General features: G+C 28.7%; 21 protein-coding genes. 14 read left to right on the top strand and 7 right to left on the bottom strand.

What is annotated here, in order from left to right:
• Position 1: 1 nt before the first annotated feature.
• Complete coding sequence (gene nadC / locus ACJJVY_RS01250) at positions 2-862, bottom strand: carboxylating nicotinate-nucleotide diphosphorylase (protein WP_405604323.1); 861 nt, start codon at positions 860-862, stop codon at positions 2-4.
• Positions 863-924: 62 nt separating this feature from the next.
• Between nadC and rlmH the strand changes: the two genes are divergently transcribed.
• Entirely contained in the window at positions 925-1,398 is a 474-nt protein-coding gene (gene rlmH, locus ACJJVY_RS01245; protein ID WP_405604321.1) for a 23S rRNA (pseudouridine(1915)-N(3))-methyltransferase RlmH, read from the top strand.
• Here rlmH and ACJJVY_RS01240 read toward each other — a convergent pair whose 3' ends face one another.
• Positions 1,399-2,274 carry a hypothetical protein gene (locus tag ACJJVY_RS01240; RefSeq protein ID WP_405604319.1) on the bottom strand — a complete coding sequence of 292 codons (876 nt, stop codon included), beginning with the start codon at positions 2,272-2,274 and terminating at the stop codon, positions 1,399-1,401. It abuts the gene before it with no gap.
• 136 nt (positions 2,275-2,410) lie between these two features.
• On the opposite strand from ACJJVY_RS01240, the gene ACJJVY_RS01235 reads away from it, so the two are divergent.
• The 7 genes from ACJJVY_RS01235 (at position 2,411) to ACJJVY_RS01205 (ending at position 8,470) form a co-directional block, all read left to right on the top strand.
• Positions 2,411-2,992, top strand: a complete 582-nt coding sequence (locus tag ACJJVY_RS01235) for a non-canonical purine NTP diphosphatase (protein WP_405604317.1) — start codon at positions 2,411-2,413, stop codon at positions 2,990-2,992.
• 69 nt (positions 2,993-3,061) lie between these two features.
• A complete protein-coding gene (locus tag ACJJVY_RS01230; RefSeq protein ID WP_405604315.1) occupies positions 3,062-4,090 on the top strand; it encodes a FecCD family ABC transporter permease in 1,029 nt (342 codons plus the stop codon).
• A gap of 4 nt (positions 4,091-4,094) precedes the next feature.
• Complete coding sequence (locus ACJJVY_RS01225) at positions 4,095-4,892, top strand: ABC transporter ATP-binding protein (protein WP_405604313.1); 798 nt, start codon at positions 4,095-4,097, stop codon at positions 4,890-4,892.
• 70 nt (positions 4,893-4,962) lie between these two features.
• Positions 4,963-6,012, top strand: coding sequence for a M28 family metallopeptidase (locus ACJJVY_RS01220; protein WP_405604311.1), 1,050 nt, complete (start codon positions 4,963-4,965; stop codon positions 6,010-6,012).
• Positions 6,013-6,157: 145 nt separating this feature from the next.
• On the top strand, positions 6,158-6,976 hold the full coding sequence (locus ACJJVY_RS01215) for an ion transporter (RefSeq protein ID WP_405604309.1): 819 nt from the start codon (positions 6,158-6,160) through the stop codon (positions 6,974-6,976).
• 1 nt (position 6,977) lies between these two features.
• The gene (gene miaA, locus ACJJVY_RS01210; protein ID WP_405604307.1) at positions 6,978-7,901 is read left to right on the top strand and encodes a tRNA (adenosine(37)-N6)-dimethylallyltransferase MiaA; all 924 of its coding nucleotides are present in this window, start codon (positions 6,978-6,980) and stop codon (positions 7,899-7,901) included.
• Between the two features lie 56 nt (positions 7,902-7,957).
• Positions 7,958-8,470, top strand: a complete 513-nt coding sequence (locus ACJJVY_RS01205) for an OmpH family outer membrane protein (RefSeq protein ID WP_405604305.1) — start codon at positions 7,958-7,960, stop codon at positions 8,468-8,470.
• A 95-nt stretch (positions 8,471-8,565) separates the two neighbouring features.
• Here the strand turns inward: ACJJVY_RS01205 and guaB are convergent, their stop codons facing one another.
• Positions 8,566-10,041 carry an IMP dehydrogenase gene (gene guaB, locus ACJJVY_RS01200; protein WP_405604303.1) on the bottom strand — a complete coding sequence of 492 codons (1,476 nt, stop codon included), beginning with the start codon at positions 10,039-10,041 and terminating at the stop codon, positions 8,566-8,568.
• A gap of 175 nt (positions 10,042-10,216) precedes the next feature.
• Positions 10,217-11,074 (bottom strand): hydroxymethylglutaryl-CoA lyase, encoded by an 858-nt coding sequence (locus tag ACJJVY_RS01195; protein WP_405604301.1) that lies wholly within the window; start codon positions 11,072-11,074, stop codon positions 10,217-10,219.
• Between the two features lie 85 nt (positions 11,075-11,159).
• Between ACJJVY_RS01195 and ACJJVY_RS01190 the strand changes: the two genes are divergently transcribed.
• Positions 11,160-12,335, top strand: coding sequence for a nitrate/nitrite transporter (locus tag ACJJVY_RS01190; protein ID WP_405604299.1), 1,176 nt, complete (start codon positions 11,160-11,162; stop codon positions 12,333-12,335).
• Positions 12,336-12,407: 72 nt separating this feature from the next.
• Here the strand turns inward: ACJJVY_RS01190 and ACJJVY_RS01185 are convergent, their stop codons facing one another.
• The 3 genes from ACJJVY_RS01185 to ACJJVY_RS01175 all read right to left on the bottom strand — a co-directional run bounded on the left by ACJJVY_RS01185 (position 12,408) and on the right by ACJJVY_RS01175 (position 14,786).
• A complete protein-coding gene (locus ACJJVY_RS01185) occupies positions 12,408-12,632 on the bottom strand; it encodes a hypothetical protein (protein WP_405604297.1) in 225 nt (74 codons plus the stop codon).
• A gap of 57 nt (positions 12,633-12,689) precedes the next feature.
• Entirely contained in the window at positions 12,690-14,075 is a 1,386-nt protein-coding gene (locus ACJJVY_RS01180) for an MATE family efflux transporter (protein ID WP_405604295.1), read from the bottom strand.
• A gap of 147 nt (positions 14,076-14,222) precedes the next feature.
• Complete coding sequence (locus ACJJVY_RS01175) at positions 14,223-14,786, bottom strand: fasciclin domain-containing protein (RefSeq protein ID WP_405604293.1); 564 nt, start codon at positions 14,784-14,786, stop codon at positions 14,223-14,225.
• A gap of 148 nt (positions 14,787-14,934) precedes the next feature.
• On the opposite strand from ACJJVY_RS01175, the gene tpx reads away from it, so the two are divergent.
• The 5 genes from tpx (at position 14,935) to ACJJVY_RS01150 (ending at position 20,513) form a co-directional block, all read left to right on the top strand.
• Positions 14,935-15,432, top strand: coding sequence for a thiol peroxidase (gene tpx, locus ACJJVY_RS01170; protein WP_405604291.1), 498 nt, complete (start codon positions 14,935-14,937; stop codon positions 15,430-15,432).
• Between the two features lie 11 nt (positions 15,433-15,443).
• Positions 15,444-15,830: a diacylglycerol kinase family protein gene (locus ACJJVY_RS01165; RefSeq protein WP_405604289.1), complete on the top strand. Its 387-nt coding sequence runs from the start codon at positions 15,444-15,446 to the stop codon at positions 15,828-15,830.
• Positions 15,831-15,899: 69 nt separating this feature from the next.
• Entirely contained in the window at positions 15,900-18,311 is a 2,412-nt protein-coding gene (locus ACJJVY_RS01160) for a DNA translocase FtsK 4TM domain-containing protein (protein ID WP_405604287.1), read from the top strand.
• Positions 18,312-18,349: 38 nt separating this feature from the next.
• Positions 18,350-19,006: a LolA family protein gene (locus tag ACJJVY_RS01155; protein WP_405604285.1), complete on the top strand. Its 657-nt coding sequence runs from the start codon at positions 18,350-18,352 to the stop codon at positions 19,004-19,006.
• 61 nt (positions 19,007-19,067) lie between these two features.
• A complete protein-coding gene (locus tag ACJJVY_RS01150) occupies positions 19,068-20,513 on the top strand; it encodes an LptF/LptG family permease (protein ID WP_405604283.1) in 1,446 nt (481 codons plus the stop codon).
• Positions 20,514-20,520: the final 7 nt, after the last annotated feature.

The raw sequence follows: 20,520 nt of genomic DNA, 5'->3' as shown, positions 1-20,520 counted from the left end.
ATTAATCAATTGCTTTTAAACTTAAATCCATATTATAAACCGAATGTGTTAATGCACCAGAAGATATATAATCAACACCACATTCTGCATATTTTCTAATGGTATCTTCGTTAATTCCACCAGAAGATTCTGTTAAACAAACATCACCAATTAATGCCACCGCTTTTCTGGTGTCTTTATAATTAAAATTATCAATTAAAATTCTGTAAACTCCGCCAACAGATAAAATTTCTTCAATTTCTTCTAAGCTTCTTGCTTCTACAATAATTTTAATATCAATATTTTTATCAGCTAAATACTTTTTTGTTTTTGTAATTGCTGCTGTAATTCCGCCAGCAAAATCTATGTGATTATCTTTAATCATAACCATATCATACAATGCGAACCTGTGATTTTCTCCACCTCCTATTTTTACAGCCCATTTTTCTAAAGCTCTAATACCTGGTGTTGTTTTTCTGGTGTCTAAAACTTTTGTTTTTGTACCTTCTAATAAATCGGCAAAAAAAGCTGTTTTTGTTGCAATTGCACTCATTCTTTGCATTGCATTTAAAACCAAACGCTCTGCCATTAAAATAGATTGAGATTTACCTGAAACATGAAAAACAATATCACCAAACTTTACTTTTTCTCCATCTTTAATAAACGTTTCTACCTTTAAATCTGCATCTACATAACTAAAAACTTGTTTTGCAAATTCTACTCCAGCAATAATTCCGGTATCTTTTACCAATAATTTTGCTTTACCTTTTGCCTCTGCAGGAATACAAGAAAGTGAGGTATGATCTCCATCTCCAATATCTTCTCTTATGGCATTTTTTATAATTAAGTCTAACTCGTTTTTAAATTGTGCTTCCGATATCATGCTCTTGTTTTTATTGTGATGTAAAAATAGCAATCGTAATTCAGAATTCGTAATTTTGTGGCATGAAAATTAAATTACTTGCAATTGGTAAAACGGATAACAAACAACTTATCCAATTGATTGATGAATATCAAAATAGATTAAAACATTACATAAAGTTTGAATTAGAAATTATACCTGATATTAAAAACGTAAAGAATTTAAGTGAAATTCAACAAAAAGAAAAAGAAGGCAATTTAATTCTCTCTAAACTGCAAAATACAGATCAATTAATTTTGTTAGATGATAAAGGAAAGCATTTTACTTCTATAGAATTTAGCCAATATCTTCAGAAAAAAATGAATTCCGGAATTAAACAATTGGTTTTGGTAATTGGTGGTCCATATGGGTTTTCTGATGCTGTTTATAAAAAATCTGTTGGAAAAATATCTCTTTCTAAAATGACTTTCTCTCATCAAATGATTCGTCTTTTTATTGTAGAACAATTATATAGAGGCTTTACAATACTTAAGAATGAACCTTATCATCATGAATAATTATTTTACAGAGTTTAACCAAATTTCTATAAAATTTTCATCTATTAAAGAACTAGCTTTAGATTTTTCTCCTGAATAATCAATATATTTTGTGTATTCAAAACTTGTATTATCACCTAAAAAATAATCATCTTCTTTTAATTCTATAAGTTTAGAGTTTTGAAGCCTTTCTTTTAAAATTGAAGTAAAAAATGCTCTAGTTAAATTATCTGAATTAGCTACTTCATGATAAGCTCTGGGTTCTTCTACAAAACAAGCAATTGCATTTTCTTTTCTTTGACTTAAAAAAGCATCAAAAATAATTTCATTTCTATAGGCAGAATCTTTACCTCCTGTAATAAATAAACCTGGTGGTAATCTTTTGTCTGTGCCTATAGTAGTACCTCTAATATTAGAAAAAGCAATTGTTCTAACATTAAATAAACTTGCAAAATTATAACCAAACCTGCCTCCATGAGAAAATCCTCTCATTAAAAAAGGCAAATCAGAAATATAATTCACATTTCTTGCAGAGGCAATCTTGTTTAATGCATAAATTAAATTATATGAAGCAACAGTAAAATCTGAATTAACATGAACACCTAAAAGTGCTAATTTTTCTTTTTGTGCATAATCTTGCCACTCTTTAAACCTTACCAAACCTGTACCATTTGTAGCGCCACCTGGTGCTAAAACAAGTACAGCTCCTACTGTTGTATTTTCTGGCACCCACAGTTTAAATGAATTTGCACTTGGAGATTGCATATAAAACTCAAAAGTCCAATCATCTGTAAACCTTCCTCTTTCTTCTTCTACCTCATCATCACTTGTTGATGATTCTTCTGTTGAACAAGAAATTAAAAACAATAAGAAAAAAAGAGAATAATAGAGTTTCATTAATCAATATAATTTAAAATAAAAATTAGCTTTATAAAAAAGCTTTTTGCAATTTACTGTATATTTTTTTAAGTAAAACCAAGAATAAAATCTCTTTTTTAAATTGATTACATTTGCTTAAAATCAATATATTTTAATGAAACTAGTATTTGCTACAAACAATCTTAATAAACTTGCCGAAGTTCAAAAAATGTTACCGAATTCAATTGAATTATTGAGTTTAAAAGACATTAATTGTTTTGATGAAATAGAGGAAACTGAAACAACTTTAGAAGGTAATGCAAAATTAAAAGCAGACTATATTACCAATAAATTTGGTTATAATTGTTTTGCTGATGATACTGGTTTAGAAGTTGAAAGTTTAGATGGAAAACCTGGAGTTTATTCTGCACGTTTTGCTGGAGAACCTGCCAATTCTGAAAATAATATGCAAAAATTATTATCAGAATTAAAAGATAAAGAAAATAAAAAAGCACAATTCAGAACTGCTGTTGCTTTAAATTTAAATGATGAGAAATTTCTTTTTGAAGGGATTTGTAAAGGTAATATTTTAACCGAAAAACAAGGTGAAAAAGGTTTTGGTTATGATCCTATTTTTAAACCCGAGGGATTTACACATTCTTTTGCAGAAATGAGTTCTGAAGAAAAAAACAAAATTTCTCATAGAGGAATTGCTATTCAAAAATTAGTCGCTTTTTTAAAAGAATACAAATTATAAATTTGTCACCTCACGCTCAATCGAGAGGTTATTATTAAAACTCATATTGTCTTAAACAGGCATTTACCAATGAAAAACAAATCTTACACAAAACACTTTATTTTATTATCAATTTTACTGATTATTTTGTTTTTTATGAATGTAAGTTTGGGTTCGGTATCTATACCTTTACAGGATATTTTTAAAATTACTACAGGAAACATTTCTACTAAAGAAAGTTGGGAAACTATTATTTTAAATTTTAGACTACCAAAAGCAATAACCGCAATTTTAGTAGGTTCTGGTTTATCTATTTGTGGTTTATTAATGCAAACTCTATTTAGAAATCCTTTAGCTGGTCCTTTTGTATTAGGAATTTCATCAGGTGCAAGTTTAGGAGTTGCTATTTTAATTTTAGGCTCATCTGTTTTTGGTAGCTTTTTATTAACAACTTCCGTTTCTAGTTGGTCTTTACCAATTGCAGCTAGCTTAGGGGCCTTTCTTGTTTTATCTGCTGTAATTATTGCTGCGAATAAAGTAAGAAACACAATGTCTATTTTAATTATAGGATTAATGTTTGGTTCTTTAACTTCTGCCATAATTAGTATTTTGGCTTACTTTTCTGAAGCAGACCAAATTCAGCAATATTTATTCTGGAGTTTTGGTAGCTTGGGGAATCTTTCTTGGACAGAATTAACTGTTTTTACAATCATTTACACAATAGGAATTACAGCAACCATATCCGTAATAAAACCTTTAAATAGTTTTTTATTAGGAGAAAATTACGCCAAAAGTTTGGGTATCAACATTAAAAAAAGTAGAAATATTATTTTACTAGTTACAAGTTTATTAACAGGTGTAATTACTGCTTTTTCTGGTCCGATTGCTTTTGTGGGTTTAGCGGTACCACACATTTCAAGAATGTTATTTACTACCTCTAATCATAAAGTATTAATTCCGTCTACAGCAATTATTGGTGCAATTGTTTTGTTAATTTGCGATAGTATTGCACAACTACCAACAAGCGAATTTACGTTACCAATTAATGCAATTACATCATTATTTGGTGCACCAATTGTTATTTGGTTACTGATAAGGAAAAAGAAAATATTTGTATAAATCAATGCCAAACCTTAAAGAAAATATTGTCTTAAAAACAGAAAACCTATCAATTGGTTATCAATCTAAAAAAGCACAAAACATTGTAGCTTCTAAAATTAATATTTCTATTGAAAAAGGACAACTTGTTACTGTTTTAGGTAGAAATGGTATCGGAAAATCAACTCTTTTAAGAACTATTTCTAAGGTTCAAAAACCTTTAAATGGCTCAATACTTATCAACAATAAAAATTTAGATAATTATACTAATAAAGAATTAGCAACTTCTTTAAGTATGGTTTTAACTGAAAGGCTACCAGAGAGCCAGTTAACTGTTTTTGAAATAATTGCACTTGGAAGACAACCCTACACAAATTGGATTGATCAATTATCTAAAACCGATTTAGACAAAATAAATTGGGCAATTGAAGCTACTGAAATCAATCACCTAAAAGAAAAGCACTTTTACGAATTAAGTGATGGACAATTACAAAGAGTTTTAATTGCAAGAGCTTTAACCCAAGACACAGAAGTAATTATTTTAGATGAACCAACTGCTCACTTAGATTTACATCATACTATTAAAATATTTGCCTTACTTAAAAAATTAGTTGAAACAACTTCGAAAACAATAATTATGTCTTCTCACGAAGTAAATTTATCTATAAAATTTGCTGATAAAATTATCTTATTTACCGATGAAGAAATTTTTACAGGCACTTCATTAGAATTGATAGACAACAATGCTTTTGACAATTTATTCCCTAAAGAAATCGTTAATTTTAATAAAAGTTTACAACAGTTTATCATAAACAAAAAGTAATTTTGAGGATACTGTAACATTCATTACATTGCCTACTTAATTCAAACTAATTTAAATATTTTTCTAATCCATGAAAAAAATACTTTATGTTGCTAGTACACTTGCTTTTATTGCTTGTGGTTCTAGCAAAAATTCTTCTAATGAAGATACAAACGTAGATCAAGCTGCTAAGTATGCAGCTACAATTACCGCTGCTGATTTAAGCACACATTTATACACTTATGCTTCAGATGAGTTTGAAGGTAGAAATACTGGTGAGCCTGGACAAAAAAAAGCTGTAGAATACTTAAAGAACTTTTATGTTTCTAAAGAAATTCCATCTGCTTTAGGTGGCGACGATTACTTCCAAGAAGTACCTGCAGAATTTTTAAACAAACGTAAAAGAAGAACTACTTTAAAAGCTTCTGAAAACGTAGTAGCATTTATTGAAGGTTCTGAAAAACCAGATGAAATTGTTGTTATTTCTGCTCATTTAGATCATGAAGGAATAAAAAATGGTGAAATTTATAATGGTGCAGATGATGATGGGTCTGGAACTGTTGCGCTTTTAGAAATTGCTGAAGCTTTTAAAATGGCAGAAAAAGCAGGTAAAGGTCCAAAAAGATCTATTTTATTTTTACACGTTACAGGAGAAGAAAAAGGTTTATTAGGTTCTAGATACTATACAGAAAATCCAATTTTTCCTATTGCAAACACAGTTTGTGATTTAAATATTGATATGGTTGGTAGAATTGATGACAGACATACAGAAGACCCAAATTATGTATATTTAATTGGTTCTGATAAGCTAAGTACAGAGTTACATAACATTTCTGAAGTTGTAAATACAAAGTACATGAACATCAATTTAGATTATAAATATAATGACGAAAATGATCCTAATCGTTTTTACTACAGATCAGATCATTACAACTTTGCAAAACATAATGTGCCAATTATTTTCTATTTTAATGGTACACACGAAGATTACCACAAACCAACTGATACTCCAGACAAAATTAGTTACGATTTATTAGAAAATAGAACTCGTTTGGTTTTTCATACAGCTTGGGTTGTTGCAAATCAAGAAACAAGAATTATTGCTGATAAAGCAGTTGTTAAAGAAGAAAAATCAAAATAACTTTTCTCTTTAAATATTCTAGAAAACCTCACTATTTGTGAGGTTTTTTTATTTAAAATACCATCTTTAATAAAGAGAAAACCTATCTAAAAAATAGAAAAGTGATTAAATAATTGTAGTATTGTAGTAGATTAATATTGAAAGCTTGAATCAACAAAACAAAAAAACATCTTGGAAAGATAAACTTCATGAAATAATTTATGAAGCAGACACTCAACAAGGTAAACTTTTTGATGTTATATTACTTTTTGCAATTATAACTAGTGTTGTTCTAGTAATACTAGAAAGCGTAAAAAGTTTTGATCAAAAATACCACACTCTTTTAAATATTGCAGAATGGTTTATTACCATCCTATTTTCTGCGGAATATATTTTAAGAGTTTTTACCATAAAAAAGCCATTTAAATATATTTTTAGTTTTTATGGTATTATAGATTTACTTTCTACAATTCCTAAATATTTATCGTTTGTATTTGTAGGTTCGCATCATTTAATTGCCTTAAGAGCTTTACGTTTATTGAGAGTATTTAGAGTTTTAAAATTAGCCAGATATATTGGTGCTTCCAACAAATTAATGGTAGCATTAAAAGCAAGTAGAGTAAAAATATCCGTTTTTCTATATTTTGTAGTAATCATCTGTCTAATATTAGGTACACTTATGTACATGATAGAAGGTGAAGAAAATGGTTTTACAAGCATACCTAGAAGTGTATATTGGGCAATTGTAACACTAACAACTGTTGGTTACGGAGATATTGCACCTCAAACTGCTTTTGGTCAATTAGTAGCTAGTGCAATTATGGTTTTAGGTTATGGTATAATTGCCATACCAACTGGCATTGTAACTGCAGAAATGACTAAAACTAATTTAGATATCAATACACAAACTTGCCCTAATTGTGCTGCCGAAAAGCATAAAGACAATGCCGAATTCTGTTATAATTGTGGTCATAAATTAAACTAAAATGATTCCGAAAAATATTTTAATAACCATTGTTGGTCCTACAGCTATTGGTAAAACAGCTTTGAGTATACAATTAGCAAATCATTTTAAAAGCGATATTATTTCTTGCGATTCTCGTCAGTTTTACAAAGAAATGAAAATAGGAACTGCTGTACCTGAAGATGATGAATTAGCAGCTGCAAAACATCACTTTATTCAGAACAGAAGTATTTTTGATGATTATAATGTAGGTTCTTTTGAAAGAGATGCACTAAAAAAATTAGATTCACTTTTTGATAAAAACCCGATACAAATTATGGTTGGCGGAAGTGGTTTGTATATAGATGCTGTTTTAAAAGGTTTAGATTATTTTCCGGAAGTTCCTCTAGAAATTAGAAATAAATTAATATTAGATTTAGAAACAGAAGGTTTAGAAGTTTTACAAAATCGATTAAAAGAACTAGACCTAGAAACCTATAATGTTATTGCTTTAGACAATCCTCATAGAGTTTTAAGAGCTTTAGAAGTATGTGTTGCTTCAGGAACCCCTTTTTCTACATTTAAAAACAAACCTAAAACACCTAGAAATTTTTATTCAATTAAAGTTGGATTAAAAGCAGATAGAGAAATTATTTACGATAGAATAAACAGACGTGTAGATATTATGCTCGAAAATGGTTTGCTAGAAGAAGCTAAAAACTTATATCCAAGTAAAAAATTAAACGCACTCCAAACGGTAGGTTATAGAGAATTATTTTCTTTTTTTGATGGAGATTTCACTAAAGAATTTGCCATTTCTGAAATTAAGAAAAATACCAGAAGATTTGCAAAACGACAATTAACATGGTTTAGAAAAGACGAAGAAACACTTTGGTTTGATTATCAAACAGAAATAAAAACAATTATCTCTAAAGTTTCTGATAAAATTAACTTTTTAAACAGTTAACCTACTTTTCTAATTCATCCACTTTTATATATTTGTAAAATATCAAAAACACAAACATGAAATCAAAAATTATATTCATTTTTATTGCTTTTTTAAGTACAATTTCAATCGCACAATCTAAAGTTGGTACTATTGATACAGACTATATTATAGGGTTTATGCCAGAAACTAAAATTGTTTTAGAAAGAACTCAAGATTACGGAGTTAAACTAGACTCTTCTTTTAATATTAAATTAACTACTTATCAAACAAAAGTTGAAGATTATAAAAAAAATGAAAAAACTCTAGGGGTATTAGCTAAAAAAACAACCATTCAAGAACTTACTGAAATGGAAGCTGACATCAAAAGATATCAACAAAACGGTCAAAAATTACTTCAATTAAAACAAGAAGAGTTAATGAGACCTTTGTATAAAAAATTAAATGATGTAATACAAGAAATTGCAAAGGCAGAAAAGTTTACACAAATACTAACGATTTCTGGAAATCAATTTGCTTACATAGATAACAAACTTGATCTTACAGAAAAAGTAATGACTAAATTAGGCATTACAATACCAAAAGATTAATAATTTTTATTCATTTAAATAAAAAAATCCTCACATATAAAATGTGAGGATTTTTTTTTATTTAAAACTAATTTTAGAAAGTTTTATTTTTTAAATTATCTTCTACTGTAATTAGGAGATTCTTTAGTAATTGCTACATCATGCGGATGACTTTCATTAATACCACTTGCGGTAATTCTTACAAACCTACCAGTTTCTTTTAAAGTTTCTACATCTTTTGCGCCACAATACCCCATTCCTGCTCGTAGACCTCCAATAAATTGATGAATACTTTCTGCCAAGTCTCCTTTATAAGGTACACGACCTACAATACCTTCTGGTACTAATTTTTTAATATCGTCTTCTACATCCTGAAAATATCTGTCTTTAGAACCATGTTTCATTGCTTCTACAGATCCCATACCTCTATAAGACTTAAATTTTCTTCCTTCGTAAATAATTGTTTCTCCTGGAGATTCTTTTGTCCCTGCTAATAAGGAACCTAACATTACAGTATCTGCACCTGCAGCAATCGCTTTTGGAATATCACCTGTATAACGAATTCCTCCATCTGCAATAACAGGAACTCCACTTCCTTTAATTGCTGCAGAAACCTCTAATACTGCAGAAAACTGAGGAAAACCAACACCTGCAACAACTCTTGTTGTACAAATAGACCCCGGACCAATACCAACTTTTACAGCATCTGCACCAGCTTCTACTAAATATTTAGCAGCTTCACCAGTTGCAATGTTACCTACAACTACATCTAATTTTGGAAACCTATTTTTAACTTCTTTTAAAACAGACACCACACCTTTTGTATGACCATGTGCTGTATCTATAATTACAGCATCTACACCTGCATTTACCAAAGCTTCTGCTCTATCCACAGCATCACCAGTAACACCTAGTGCTGCTGCTACTCTTAATCTACCAAAAGAATCTTTATTTGCAATTGGTTTTTGTGTAACCTTAGTAATATCTCTAAAAGTAATTAACCCTTTTAATTTATAATTATCATCAACAATTAAAAGTTTTTCGATTTTATAATTCTGAAGGATTTTTTCTGCATCATTTAAAGAAGTACCAACATCTGCAGTAACTAAGTTTTCACTTGTCATTACCTCTATAATTGGCCTTTGGTTATTATGCTCAAAACGTAAATCTCTGTTTGTTACAATACCTTTTAAAGTTCCGTCATTATCTACAATCGGTATTCCTCCTATGCTATGCTCTTTCATATAAGCTTTAGCATCTAAAACAATTGCTGTTAAAGGTAAAGTTACTGGATCTAAAATCATACCGCTTTCTGCACGTTTTACCTTTCTAACTTCTTGCGCTTGTTGCTCAATTGTCATATTTTTATGTAAAACACCAATACCACCTTCTCTAGCAATGGCAATTGCCAATGCAGATTCTGTTACTGTATCCATTGCCGCAGAGACAATAGGTACGTTAATAGTAATATTTTTAGTAAATTTTGTTTGAATGCTTACTTCTCTTGGAAGTACTTCTGAAAAGGCAGGAACTAAAAGAACATCGTCATAAGTTAACCCTTCTCCTAAAATTTTGTTGTTGTGTGCTGTCATGTTGCAATTAAGATATAATTGCGTGCAAATTTACAATTTTTAATTGAATTTAATGCTAAAAAATCCACTTACATCTATAACCTTAACTTTTACTTTATATTAAAATATACTTAATTAATATTTTCTTTCAATGAAAATCAACAAAACCGGTTAGTTATATAATGCTAAACTTTATTTACAAAAAAGTTTCTAAAGCTTTATTGTAAGCGCTTTCAAAACTCATTGGTCTAATATTTGTGTCTGCTTTTTGCGAAGTAAAATAACTTAATAATTTTTCTGTTGGCATATTACCCGTCAACTCATCTTTTGCCATAGGGCAACCTCCATAACCTTTAATTGCACCATCAAAACGATTACACCCCGCTTTAAAAGCAGCATCAACTTTTTCGTGCCATTTATTTGGTGTTGTATGTAAATGTGCACCAAATTCAATCTTAGGATAAATCGGGATTAAATTTGAAAACAAATAATCTATAATTTCTGGAGTAGAACTACCAATTGTATCAGAGAGAGATAAAATTTCTACACCCATTTTAGCAAGTTTTTCTGTCCATTTACCAACAATATCAACATCCCAAGGGTCTCCATAAGGGTTTCCAAATCCCATAGATAAATAAGCAACAACTTTTTTATTAGACTTGTAAGCTATATTTAAAATTTCGTCTAAAGTTTCTATAGATTCAGAAATAGTTTTGTGTGTATTACGCATTTGAAAATTTTCTGAAATAGAAAAAGGGTAACCTAAATAATCTATTTCTTCAAATTTAGAAGCGTCATTTGCACCTCTTACATTTGCTGTAATTGCTAGTAATTTACTGGTAGTTTTAGTTAAATCTAATTTTTCTAAAACAGCAGCAGTATCTCGCATTTGCGGAATTGCTTTTGGAGAAACAAAGCTTCCGAAATCTATAGTATCAAAACCAACTTTTAATAAAGAATTTATGTATAATGCTTTTTGCTCTGTAGATATAAAATGCGATTTTATCCCTTGCATTGCATCACGAGGACATTCTATTATTTTAACTCTTTTCATGAATATCAAAGATAAATAATCTAATGATGTTGTAAAACATTTTAAATTGAATATTAGATCTTTTGTATTACTTTAACTAAATTTTATGAGCATATCAAAAAGCATACTTCCTATTATAATTATCTCTCAGTTTTGTTGTACATCTATGTGGTTTGCAAGCAATGGAGTAATGACCGATTTGGTAACCAGTTTTAATTTAGAAGATATTGCTTTAGGTTATTTAACTTCTGCTGTTCAATTTGGTTTTATAATTGGTACGTTAGTTTTTGCTTTATTTACCATTGCAGATCGTTTTTCTCCGTCTAAAGTATTTTTCTTTTGTGCAATTCTTGGTGCTTTCTTTAATTTAGGACTTATTTTTGAGAATCAAACTTTTTTTACACTAATTAGTTTGCGTTTTTCAACAGGATTTTTCTTGGCAGGTATTTATCCTGTTGGAATGAAAATTGCAACCGATTATTATCAAAAAGGATTAGGTAAATCTTTAGGCTATTTAGTTGGTGCATTGGTTTTAGGTACTGCTTTACCTCATTTATTAAAAGATATAATGCAAGGTTATCCTTGGAAAAATATATTGATATTAATCTCTATTTTAGCATCTTTTGGAGGAATAATTATGCTAATTTTTGTACCTAATGGACCTTATAGAACAGCTGGAACTAAATTAGATATTACCATTTGTTTTTCCATATTTAAAAATTTAAATTTTAGAAAAGCTGCTTTTGGGTATTTTGGGCATATGTGGGAATTGTATACCTTTTGGGCATTTGTACCCATTCTTTTAAAAACGTATAATGATATACATACAGAAGTACAATTCAACATTCCGCTTTTATCCTTTTTTATCATTGCAATCGGTGGAATATCTTGTGTTATTGGTGGTTATTTAGCAGAAAGATTTGGCACAAGAAATATTGCTTTTATGGCACTTTTATTGTCTTGTATTTGTTGTTTAATTTCACCTTTAATGTTTCAATTAAATAACAAAAATCTTTTTATTCTTTTCCTACTTTTCTGGGGAGTTTTTGTAATCGCAGATTCTCCTTTATTTTCTACTTTAGTTGCTCAAAACGCCCCCTCTAAAAGTAAAGGGACTGCATTAACTATTGTAAATTGTGTAGGATATACAATAACAATAATTAGTATTCAATTAATTAGTAGCTTGACTAATATTACAAATTCTAATCTAATTTATTTAGTATTAGCAATCGGACCAATTTTAGGTTTAATTGCTATAAGAAAAAAACAAATTATTAATTGAATTTGATATAAAACTTAAGAAGCTAGTATAATTACTTATCTTGATACTAGCTTCTTAAATTAAAAGCATGATTTACTCATATTGTTTCATTTCTTCATCATAAAATTCCCCAGCTTTATCCATTAAATCTGCTAATTCTGTAGCAATATCTTCTTCATTTTCGCCTGTTAAATCTTCAAACCACTCAATTTCATCGTCTTTTAAATTAATCATAAAACGAGGAAATTCTGTATGTAATACAAAAATATCTTCAGGGAAATTGCTGTTATCTGCTAATAAAAATTTTGGTAAATTCATGTTGTACATTGTTTGGTAAATTTCTTAACGTTCTTAGAAACTATTAAGAAATATAATTTAAATTAATATATGTTTTTCTTTTATCAATTTTAAAGTTAACCAATTAAATCTGATAAATAATAAAATGGAAGCTGTTGTTAATCCGGCTAATAAACCTAACCAAATACCAAAACTACCATACATTTCTTCTGTTCCTAAAAAATAAGAAGTAGGAAAACCAATAACCCAATAAGAAATAAAGGTAAGTATCGTCGGTATTTTTACATCTTGTAATCCACGTAAAGCACCTAAAACAACTACTTGTATGCTGTCTGAAATTTGAAAAAAAGCTGCTGCTAATAATAAATTAGAAGCAATAGAAAGTACCTCCATATTATCAATATAATTTGCTTCATCACTTAAATCTACATATATATTGGGTAAACTTTTATGAAAAACAAAGAATAATAGAGCAAAGAAAGTAGCAAATAAAATACCAAGTAAAAAGATAGAAAATGCTATTCTTCTTAACTCATTATAATTTTTTAATCCTTTTTGATTACCTACTCTAATCATAGATGCTACACTTAAACCCATAGCAACCATAAACGTCATAGAAGATAAATTTAACGCTATCTGATTTGCTGCTTGCGGATTCTTACCCAACAAACCACTTAACCAAATTGCAGCTGTAAAAATGGCAACTTCAAAAAACATTTGCATAGAACTTAAAGATCCTAAACTAATAATTTTCTTTATCGTTAAAATATCTAAAACAAAGAACTTTATATTTTTTACAATTCTTGCAGAACGCTCTTTATAACGTAACAATAACCATAAATAAACCACCATAATTATACGAGAAACCAACGTACCATAAGCAGCACCTACAATCCCCATTTCTGGAAAACCAAATTTTCCAAAAATTAATACATAATTTAAAAGAGTATTTACAATATTAGCTATTAACGTGGCATACATTGGGTATTTTGTCATAGACATTCCATCACTAAACTGCTTAATTGCCTGAAAAATAACTAACGGAATTAATGAAAAAGCTACCAAATCTAAATAAGGAATTGCTATTTCTACAACCTCTTTGGGCTGTTTCATTAAATACATTAATGGTTTAGAAAAATAGACTCCTAAAAATAAAATAAATCCTAAAGTTGTACATAAAAACAAACCACTTTTGTAAGTAGACCTGGCTTTTTCTAAATTATTGGATGAATCTGCTTCTGCAATTAAAGGAGTTATTGCCGTAGAAAAACCAATACCTATAGACATAGCAATAAACATAAAGCTATTACCTAAAGAAACTGCTGCTAATTCTGCAGTACCTAATTGGCCAACCATAATATTATCTATAAAACTTACAAATGTATGCCCTAACATACCCAACATTACTGGTGCTGCAAGTCTCCAATTATATTTAAATTCTGATGTGTACTGTGTAATATTCACTAATAACTATTGTTTTTTCTCGAGGTGCAAAAGTACAACTTGTTATTATAAAATCTACGCTCTTATATAAAATAGCAAAAAGAAAAAAGCCACTTCCTTAAGAAGTGACTTATCAAATTCAAATAATCAAATATAATCTACAAAGTTTTAAGACTTAGGTAACAAAACAGCATCTATTACATGTATTACTCCATTAGATTGGTTTACATCTGCAATTGTAACTTTTGCTTTACCTCCATTTTCATCAGAAATATAAACACTCCCATCTTTTTCCCAAGCAGTAATTGTACCACCACTAACAGTTTTAAGAGCAGCTTTTCCTTTACCCTTTTTAATTAATTTTAAAACGTCTTTTGAATTCCATTTACCAGCTACCACATGGTATTTTAATATTGTTTGCAATTTTGTTTTATTCTCTGGCTTTAATAAAGTTTCTACAGTACCTTTTGGCAACATATTAAATGCCTCGTTTGTTGGTGCAAAAACAGTAAAAGGACCTTTACTTGTTAAAACATCTACTAATTCTGCTGCTTTTACTGCTGCTACTAATGTTGTATGGTCTTTAGAATTTACAGCATTTTCTACAATGTTTTTTGATGGATACATTTCTGCTCCACCAACCATTTTAGTTTTTTCTTGTGCTAAAAAAGCTTGACTAGCAAATAAAGTAAATGTTACAACTATTACTTTTAAAAAATTTAATGTTCTCATAATTTTATTTTAGTTAATATTAATTTCTATTCACAAATACTTACGGAAATTTTTATCTTTTGGTTTTAAAAAAAATTAAACCAAAGCAAAAAACAGAAAACATCTATAAATTATTCTTACTTTTGATGTTCTAAAAAAACATACAAAAATGGCAAACATCACATTAAAAGGAAACGCAATAAATACAATTGGTAACTTACCAGAAACAGGAACTAAAGCTGCTAACTTTACATTAACAGCCGTAGATTTATCTAAAAAAAGCTTATCTGATTTTGCTGGAAAAAAAATTATATTAAATATTTTTCCTAGTGTAGATACAGGTACATGTGCTACATCTGTTAGAGAGTTTAATAAAAAAGCAGCCGATTTAGACAACACTGTAGTATTATGTGTTTCTAAAGATTTACCTTTTGCTCAAGCTCGTTTTTGTGGTGCAGAAGGAATAGAAAATGTAGTTATGTTGTCTGATTTTGCTGATGGTAACTTTGGTAAGTCTTACGAATTAGAAATTGCAGACGGACCTTTAGCTAACTTACACTCTAGATCAATTGTAATTATTGATGAAGAAGAAAATGTAATTTATACAGAACAAGTTGCAGAAACAACAGAAGAACCAAATTATACAGCTGCAATAAGCGCAATATAATTAACGTTTTTATGAAAAACCATAATGATAGCTTTATAAGAGGTAGACTTCGCAGTTTTAAATTTGCATTTAAAGGTATTTGGCTTTTAATTACTACAGAAGATAGCATTAAAGTGCAGTCTTTTATTGCTATTATTGCTATTATTATGGGTTTTTTTTTTAATCTTTCTAATATTGAATGGATGTTTCAGTTTTTAATAATTGGCTTTGTACTTGTTGCAGAAGCTTTAAATACAGCCGTAGAAAAATTGGCTGATTTTATACATCCAGATTATCATAAAAAAATTGGCTTTATAAAAGATATCGCTGCAGGTGCACCTACTTTTGCAGCAATTACCTCTTTAATTATTGCAGGTTTTATATACTTACCTAAAATAGTATTGCTCTTAGAGAAATAATTATAATTTACAGCTACAAAGAATATTTTATTAATGGCAATAAGAAAAAAAAGCACAAAAAAAACAATAATGCCCCCAGATAAAAAACTGGGCATTTTTGCCTTCTTAAAAACAACGCAAACAAAGACAATATTAGGAACCTTTTTAGTTTTATTCTCTATTTTTCTTTGTATTGCTTTTATCTCTTTTTTCTTTAATTGGCAAGAAGACCAAAGTATTCTTACAGAATTAGATGATAAAACTGTAAAAAGTAAAAACCTATTAGGAAAAATAGGCAATAGTTTATCTCATTTTTTTATTTATAAAGGTTTCGGAATAAGTGCTTTTATCATTTGTTTTCATATTTTTAAAACAGGAACATCAATTCTTATTAAAAGAAAAATTTCTTCAATAATTGTTTCTTGGAACTGGGGTTTAATAGCTACATTATGGCTTTCTATCTCTTTAGGTTTTTTAAACTCTAAACATGCATTGTTATCTGGTATTATTGGTTTTGAAATTAATGAATATTTACAAGCTTTTATTGGTAAAGTTGGTTTAGTTATTCTGCTTTTATTTTATTTATGTGTTTACCTAATTATACGTTATAAAGTAACTTTCGAAAAATATATAGAAGACTATAAGATTAAAAGAGAAGAAAGAAAATCTCAAGAATTGATTAACATTGATAAAGAAGAAGTTGTTAGTAACACAATTAAAAAAGAACCTACAATACAAAAAAAAGAAACAGTAGAAAAAACAGGAAAAAAATCTAGTGTAGAACTTTCTTTAGAAAACTTACAACCAACTATTTCTAAACATTCTGATGTAACAAGTAAAAAAGAAGAAATTTCTTTAAATATAAAAACAACTTCTATTTCAAATACTGAAGAAAAAGCAGAAGACCTTAATGATGTAGGGATAGATATTGCTATTAATAGAGAAGAAGAACAATCTGTAGAAAATTTATCTGATAAAGTTTTAAAAGATTTTGGAGAATTTGATCCTACATTAGAGTTATCAAACTTTAAATTTCCAACTTTTAATCTATTAAAACAATATAACGAAAGTATTTCCATAGATCCAGAAGAGCTTGAAGCGAATAAAGATAGAATTGTAGAAACCTTAAAAAACTACAAAATTGGTATTGCAGAAATTAAAGCAACTGTAGGGCCAACAATTACACTTTACGAGATTGTACCAGAAGCCGGAATCCGAATTTCTAAAATTAAAAATTTAGAAGATGATATTGCATTGTCTTTATCTGCTTTAGGGATAAGAATTATTGCACCAATACCTGGTAAAGGAACGATTGGTATTGAGGTTCCTAATCAAAAATCGACCATAGTTTCTATGCATTCGGTTATTTCTTCTAAGAAATTTCAAGAATCTCCTATGGAACTTCCTATTGCGTTAGGTAAAACTATTTCTAATGAAACTTTTGTAGTCGATTTAGCAAAAATGCCTCACTTGTTAATGGCAGGTGCAACAGGACAAGGTAAATCTGTAGGTTTAAATGCCGTTTTAACATCTTTGTTATACAAAAAACATCCTGCAGAAGTTAAGTTTATTTTAGTAGATCCTAAAAAAGTAGAACTTACTTTATTTAATAAAATTGAGCGTCATTATTTAGCAAAATTGCCAGATGTAGAAGAAGCAATTATTACGGATACAACTAAAGTTGTACATACATTAAATTCTTTATGTATAGAAATGGATAACAGATACGACCTGTTAAAAGCAGCAATGGTACGTAACATTAAAGAATATAATGCTAAATTTAAAAAGCGTAAATTAAACCCCAATGAAGGTCATCAATTTTTACCTTACATTGTGTTAGTTATTGATGAATTTGCAGATTTAATAATGACAGCTGGTAAAGAGGTAGAAACACCAATTGCACGTTTAGCTCAGTTAGCTAGAGCAATCGGTATCCATTTAATAGTTGCTACACAAAGACCTTCCGTTAATGTAATTACGGGTATTATTAAGGCCAATTTCCCTGCTAGAATTGCTTTTAGAGTAACTTCTAAAATAGATTCTAGAACAATTTTAGATGCTGGTGGAGCAGATCAATTAATTGGTCGTGGAGATTTATTATACACTGCCGGTAACGATATAAATAGAATACAGTGTGCTTTTGTAGATACACCAGAAGTAGAAAAAATTACAGATTTTATTGGTTCTCAAAAAGCTTATGCAGAAGCTTATCAATTACCAGAATATATAGATGATGAAAGTGGCACAAGTATTGATATTGATATACAAGACAGAGATAAATTATTTAAAGATGCAGCAGAAATTATTGTAACAGCACAACAGGGGTCTGCCTCTTTATTACAAAGAAAATTAAAATTAGGTTACAATAGAGCTGGTAGATTAATAGATCAATTAGAAGCAGCAGGTATTGTTGGCGGTTTTGAAGGTAGTAAAGCAAGACAAGTTTTAGTACCAGATTTTATTGCCTTAGAACAATTATTAGAAAACGAAAAAAACAATTAAAATAGCATCTAATTATTAAGATGATAAGCATTAAAATTATGAAGAAAATAGCAATCTTATTTTTCAGTTTATTTATTACAACAATTACTTTTTCTCAAAATTCTGAAGAAGCAAAATCTCTATTAGATGAAGTTTCTACTAAAATGGGCGCATATAAAAATATGAATATCGGTTTTGCACAGACATTAAGTAATGAAGATGCAGGTATTAAGGAAGGAGATGAACCACCAATAAGAGGAGAAATTACTTTACAAGGAGAAAAATATAATTTAAACTATTTAGGTAATACATTTATTTTTGATGGTAAAAAATTATATGTAATTAACAATGATGAAAAAGAAATCTCTATTACTGACGGAGATATGGGAGAAGATGATGGTTTTATTTATCCTTCTAAATTATTAACTTTTTATAAAGAAGGTTATAATTTTGAAATGGGAAAATTATTGAACTTACAAGGTAGAAAAATACAATTTGTTACTTTAAATCCTATTGATAGTGATTCTGATATTGTAAAAGTAGAATTAGGTATTGATGCTAAAACAAAACATATTTATAAATTGATACAAACAGGTTCTAATACTTCTAAAACAACGTTTACTATTACTAAATTAAAAAGTAATCAGACTTTACCTAACCAGTTTTTTTCTTTAGATCTAGTAAAGTATAAAAAGTTAAAATATACAATAGATTAATTTCTTTCAATTAACAGTAAATTAGTAGCTTCTTTCATCTTAAGAAACTACTTTTGCAGCAATGAAAATTTTAGATAAATACATCTTAAAAACATTTCTAGTTCCATTTGTAGCTACATTTCTTATTGTGCTTTTTGTTCTAGTAATGCAAGTATTATGGCAAACTTTTGAAAACTTTGCCGGTAAAGGAATTAGCTTACCTTTTATTTTAAAATTTATTTATTACACTACGTTAATTATTACACCACAAGCATTACCAATAGGCGTTCTTTTATCTTCTATTATGGCACTTGGTAATTTAGGTGAAAACTACGAGTTTGCCGCTGCAAAATCCGCAGGAATATCTTTACAACGTCTAATAAGACCTTTAATTGGTTTAACAATAGTTTTTAGTATTATCAATTTTTTATTTTTAAATAATGTATACCCTTATGCTGTTTTAAAACAAAAGAATTTATATCTAAATATAAAAAAGAAAAAGCCCGCAATGGCTCTAGTTCCGGGTAGTTTTAATAGTGATTTACCTGGATATCAAATTAAATTTACAGAGAAATACGGAGAAGAAGAAAACCTTCTAAAAAATGTACTGATATACGATTTAACTGCATTTAAAGGAAATCTTAAAGTAATTACAGCAAAAAGAGGTAAAATTATTTCTGAAGAAGGTAGTAGATATATTACCTTTATTTTATATGACGGTAATTATTATGAAGAACATATAAAGAAAGGAACACCTACAACAAAAGTTAAAAAAATGCCTGCTTCTAGTGCTACCTTTGATGAATATGAATTTAATATTGATATCTCTTCAATATCTGATGAAGAAGATTTAAATAAAACAGATCATACTAAAAACCATATGATGCTAAGTTTAAACCAATTAGGAGATACAATTCCAGATTTAAAATCAAGTTACGACGAAGTGTTAAGGTTAAAAGCAAAAAACTTATTCATGACCATAAGTGCCAAGGATTTATATGAATATCAAGATTCTTTAAAGCCAAAAAAACTTAATCCAGAAATTATAGAAAATTTTGAGTTAAAAGATAAAATTAACATATTAAACTCTGCGGTAACAAAATCAGCTAGAGCTGTTACTTCTGTTAATAATAATAAAACTAAAATAAAACATCAAAGAAAAACATTAAACTACTTTGATACCGAATATTACAACAGAATAGCTTTTTCTCTATCTTGTTTAATTCTCTTTTTTATCGGAGCTCCTTTGGGTTCTATTATAAGAAAAGGAGGTTTTGGTTTACCTATGATACTAGCTATTGCTATTTACGTAACCTATTTTTTTAGCAACACTTTTGGTAAAAATCTAGCAGAAGAAAGTTCTATCACCTCTTTTTTAGGTTCTTGGATAGCAGCAATAATTATGGTTCCTCTAGCTGTATTATTAACTAGAAGAGCTACAAAAGACAAAGGAATATTTAATTTGGATGCAATAACGCAACCAATAATTAAATTCTTCAAAAAAATATTTTCTAAAAAAGAAGCATAACTTATTT

The sequence above is a fragment of the Polaribacter sp. Asnod1-A03 genome (assembly GCF_045063585.1).
Taxonomy (GTDB): Bacteria; Bacteroidota; Bacteroidia; order Flavobacteriales; family Flavobacteriaceae; genus Polaribacter.
This window is presented reverse-complemented; position numbering and strand designations above follow the sequence as displayed.

Coding starts and splice junctions, on each gene's coding strand:
- nadC (WP_405604323.1), bottom strand. CDS start 862: ATGATATCGGAAGCACAATTTAAAAACGAGTTAGACTTAATTATAAAA.
- rlmH (WP_405604321.1), top strand. CDS start 925: ATGAAAATTAAATTACTTGCAATTGGTAAAACGGATAACAAACAACTT.
- ACJJVY_RS01240 (WP_405604319.1), bottom strand. CDS start 2,274: ATGAAACTCTATTATTCTCTTTTTTTCTTATTGTTTTTAATTTCTTGT.
- ACJJVY_RS01235 (WP_405604317.1), top strand. CDS start 2,411: ATGAAACTAGTATTTGCTACAAACAATCTTAATAAACTTGCCGAAGTT.
- ACJJVY_RS01230 (WP_405604315.1), top strand. CDS start 3,062: ATGAAAAACAAATCTTACACAAAACACTTTATTTTATTATCAATTTTA.
- ACJJVY_RS01225 (WP_405604313.1), top strand. CDS start 4,095: ATGCCAAACCTTAAAGAAAATATTGTCTTAAAAACAGAAAACCTATCA.
- ACJJVY_RS01220 (WP_405604311.1), top strand. CDS start 4,963: ATGAAAAAAATACTTTATGTTGCTAGTACACTTGCTTTTATTGCTTGT.
- miaA (WP_405604307.1), top strand. CDS start 6,978: ATGATTCCGAAAAATATTTTAATAACCATTGTTGGTCCTACAGCTATT.
- ACJJVY_RS01205 (WP_405604305.1), top strand. CDS start 7,958: ATGAAATCAAAAATTATATTCATTTTTATTGCTTTTTTAAGTACAATT.
- guaB (WP_405604303.1), bottom strand. CDS start 10,041: ATGACAGCACACAACAACAAAATTTTAGGAGAAGGGTTAACTTATGAC.
- ACJJVY_RS01195 (WP_405604301.1), bottom strand. CDS start 11,074: ATGAAAAGAGTTAAAATAATAGAATGTCCTCGTGATGCAATGCAAGGG.
- ACJJVY_RS01190 (WP_405604299.1), top strand. CDS start 11,160: ATGAGCATATCAAAAAGCATACTTCCTATTATAATTATCTCTCAGTTT.
- ACJJVY_RS01185 (WP_405604297.1), bottom strand. CDS start 12,632: ATGAATTTACCAAAATTTTTATTAGCAGATAACAGCAATTTCCCTGAA.
- ACJJVY_RS01175 (WP_405604293.1), bottom strand. CDS start 14,786: ATGAGAACATTAAATTTTTTAAAAGTAATAGTTGTAACATTTACTTTA.
- tpx (WP_405604291.1), top strand. CDS start 14,935: ATGGCAAACATCACATTAAAAGGAAACGCAATAAATACAATTGGTAAC.
- ACJJVY_RS01165 (WP_405604289.1), top strand. CDS start 15,444: ATGAAAAACCATAATGATAGCTTTATAAGAGGTAGACTTCGCAGTTTT.
- ACJJVY_RS01160 (WP_405604287.1), top strand. CDS start 15,900: ATGCCCCCAGATAAAAAACTGGGCATTTTTGCCTTCTTAAAAACAACG.
- ACJJVY_RS01155 (WP_405604285.1), top strand. CDS start 18,350: ATGAAGAAAATAGCAATCTTATTTTTCAGTTTATTTATTACAACAATT.
- ACJJVY_RS01150 (WP_405604283.1), top strand. CDS start 19,068: ATGAAAATTTTAGATAAATACATCTTAAAAACATTTCTAGTTCCATTT.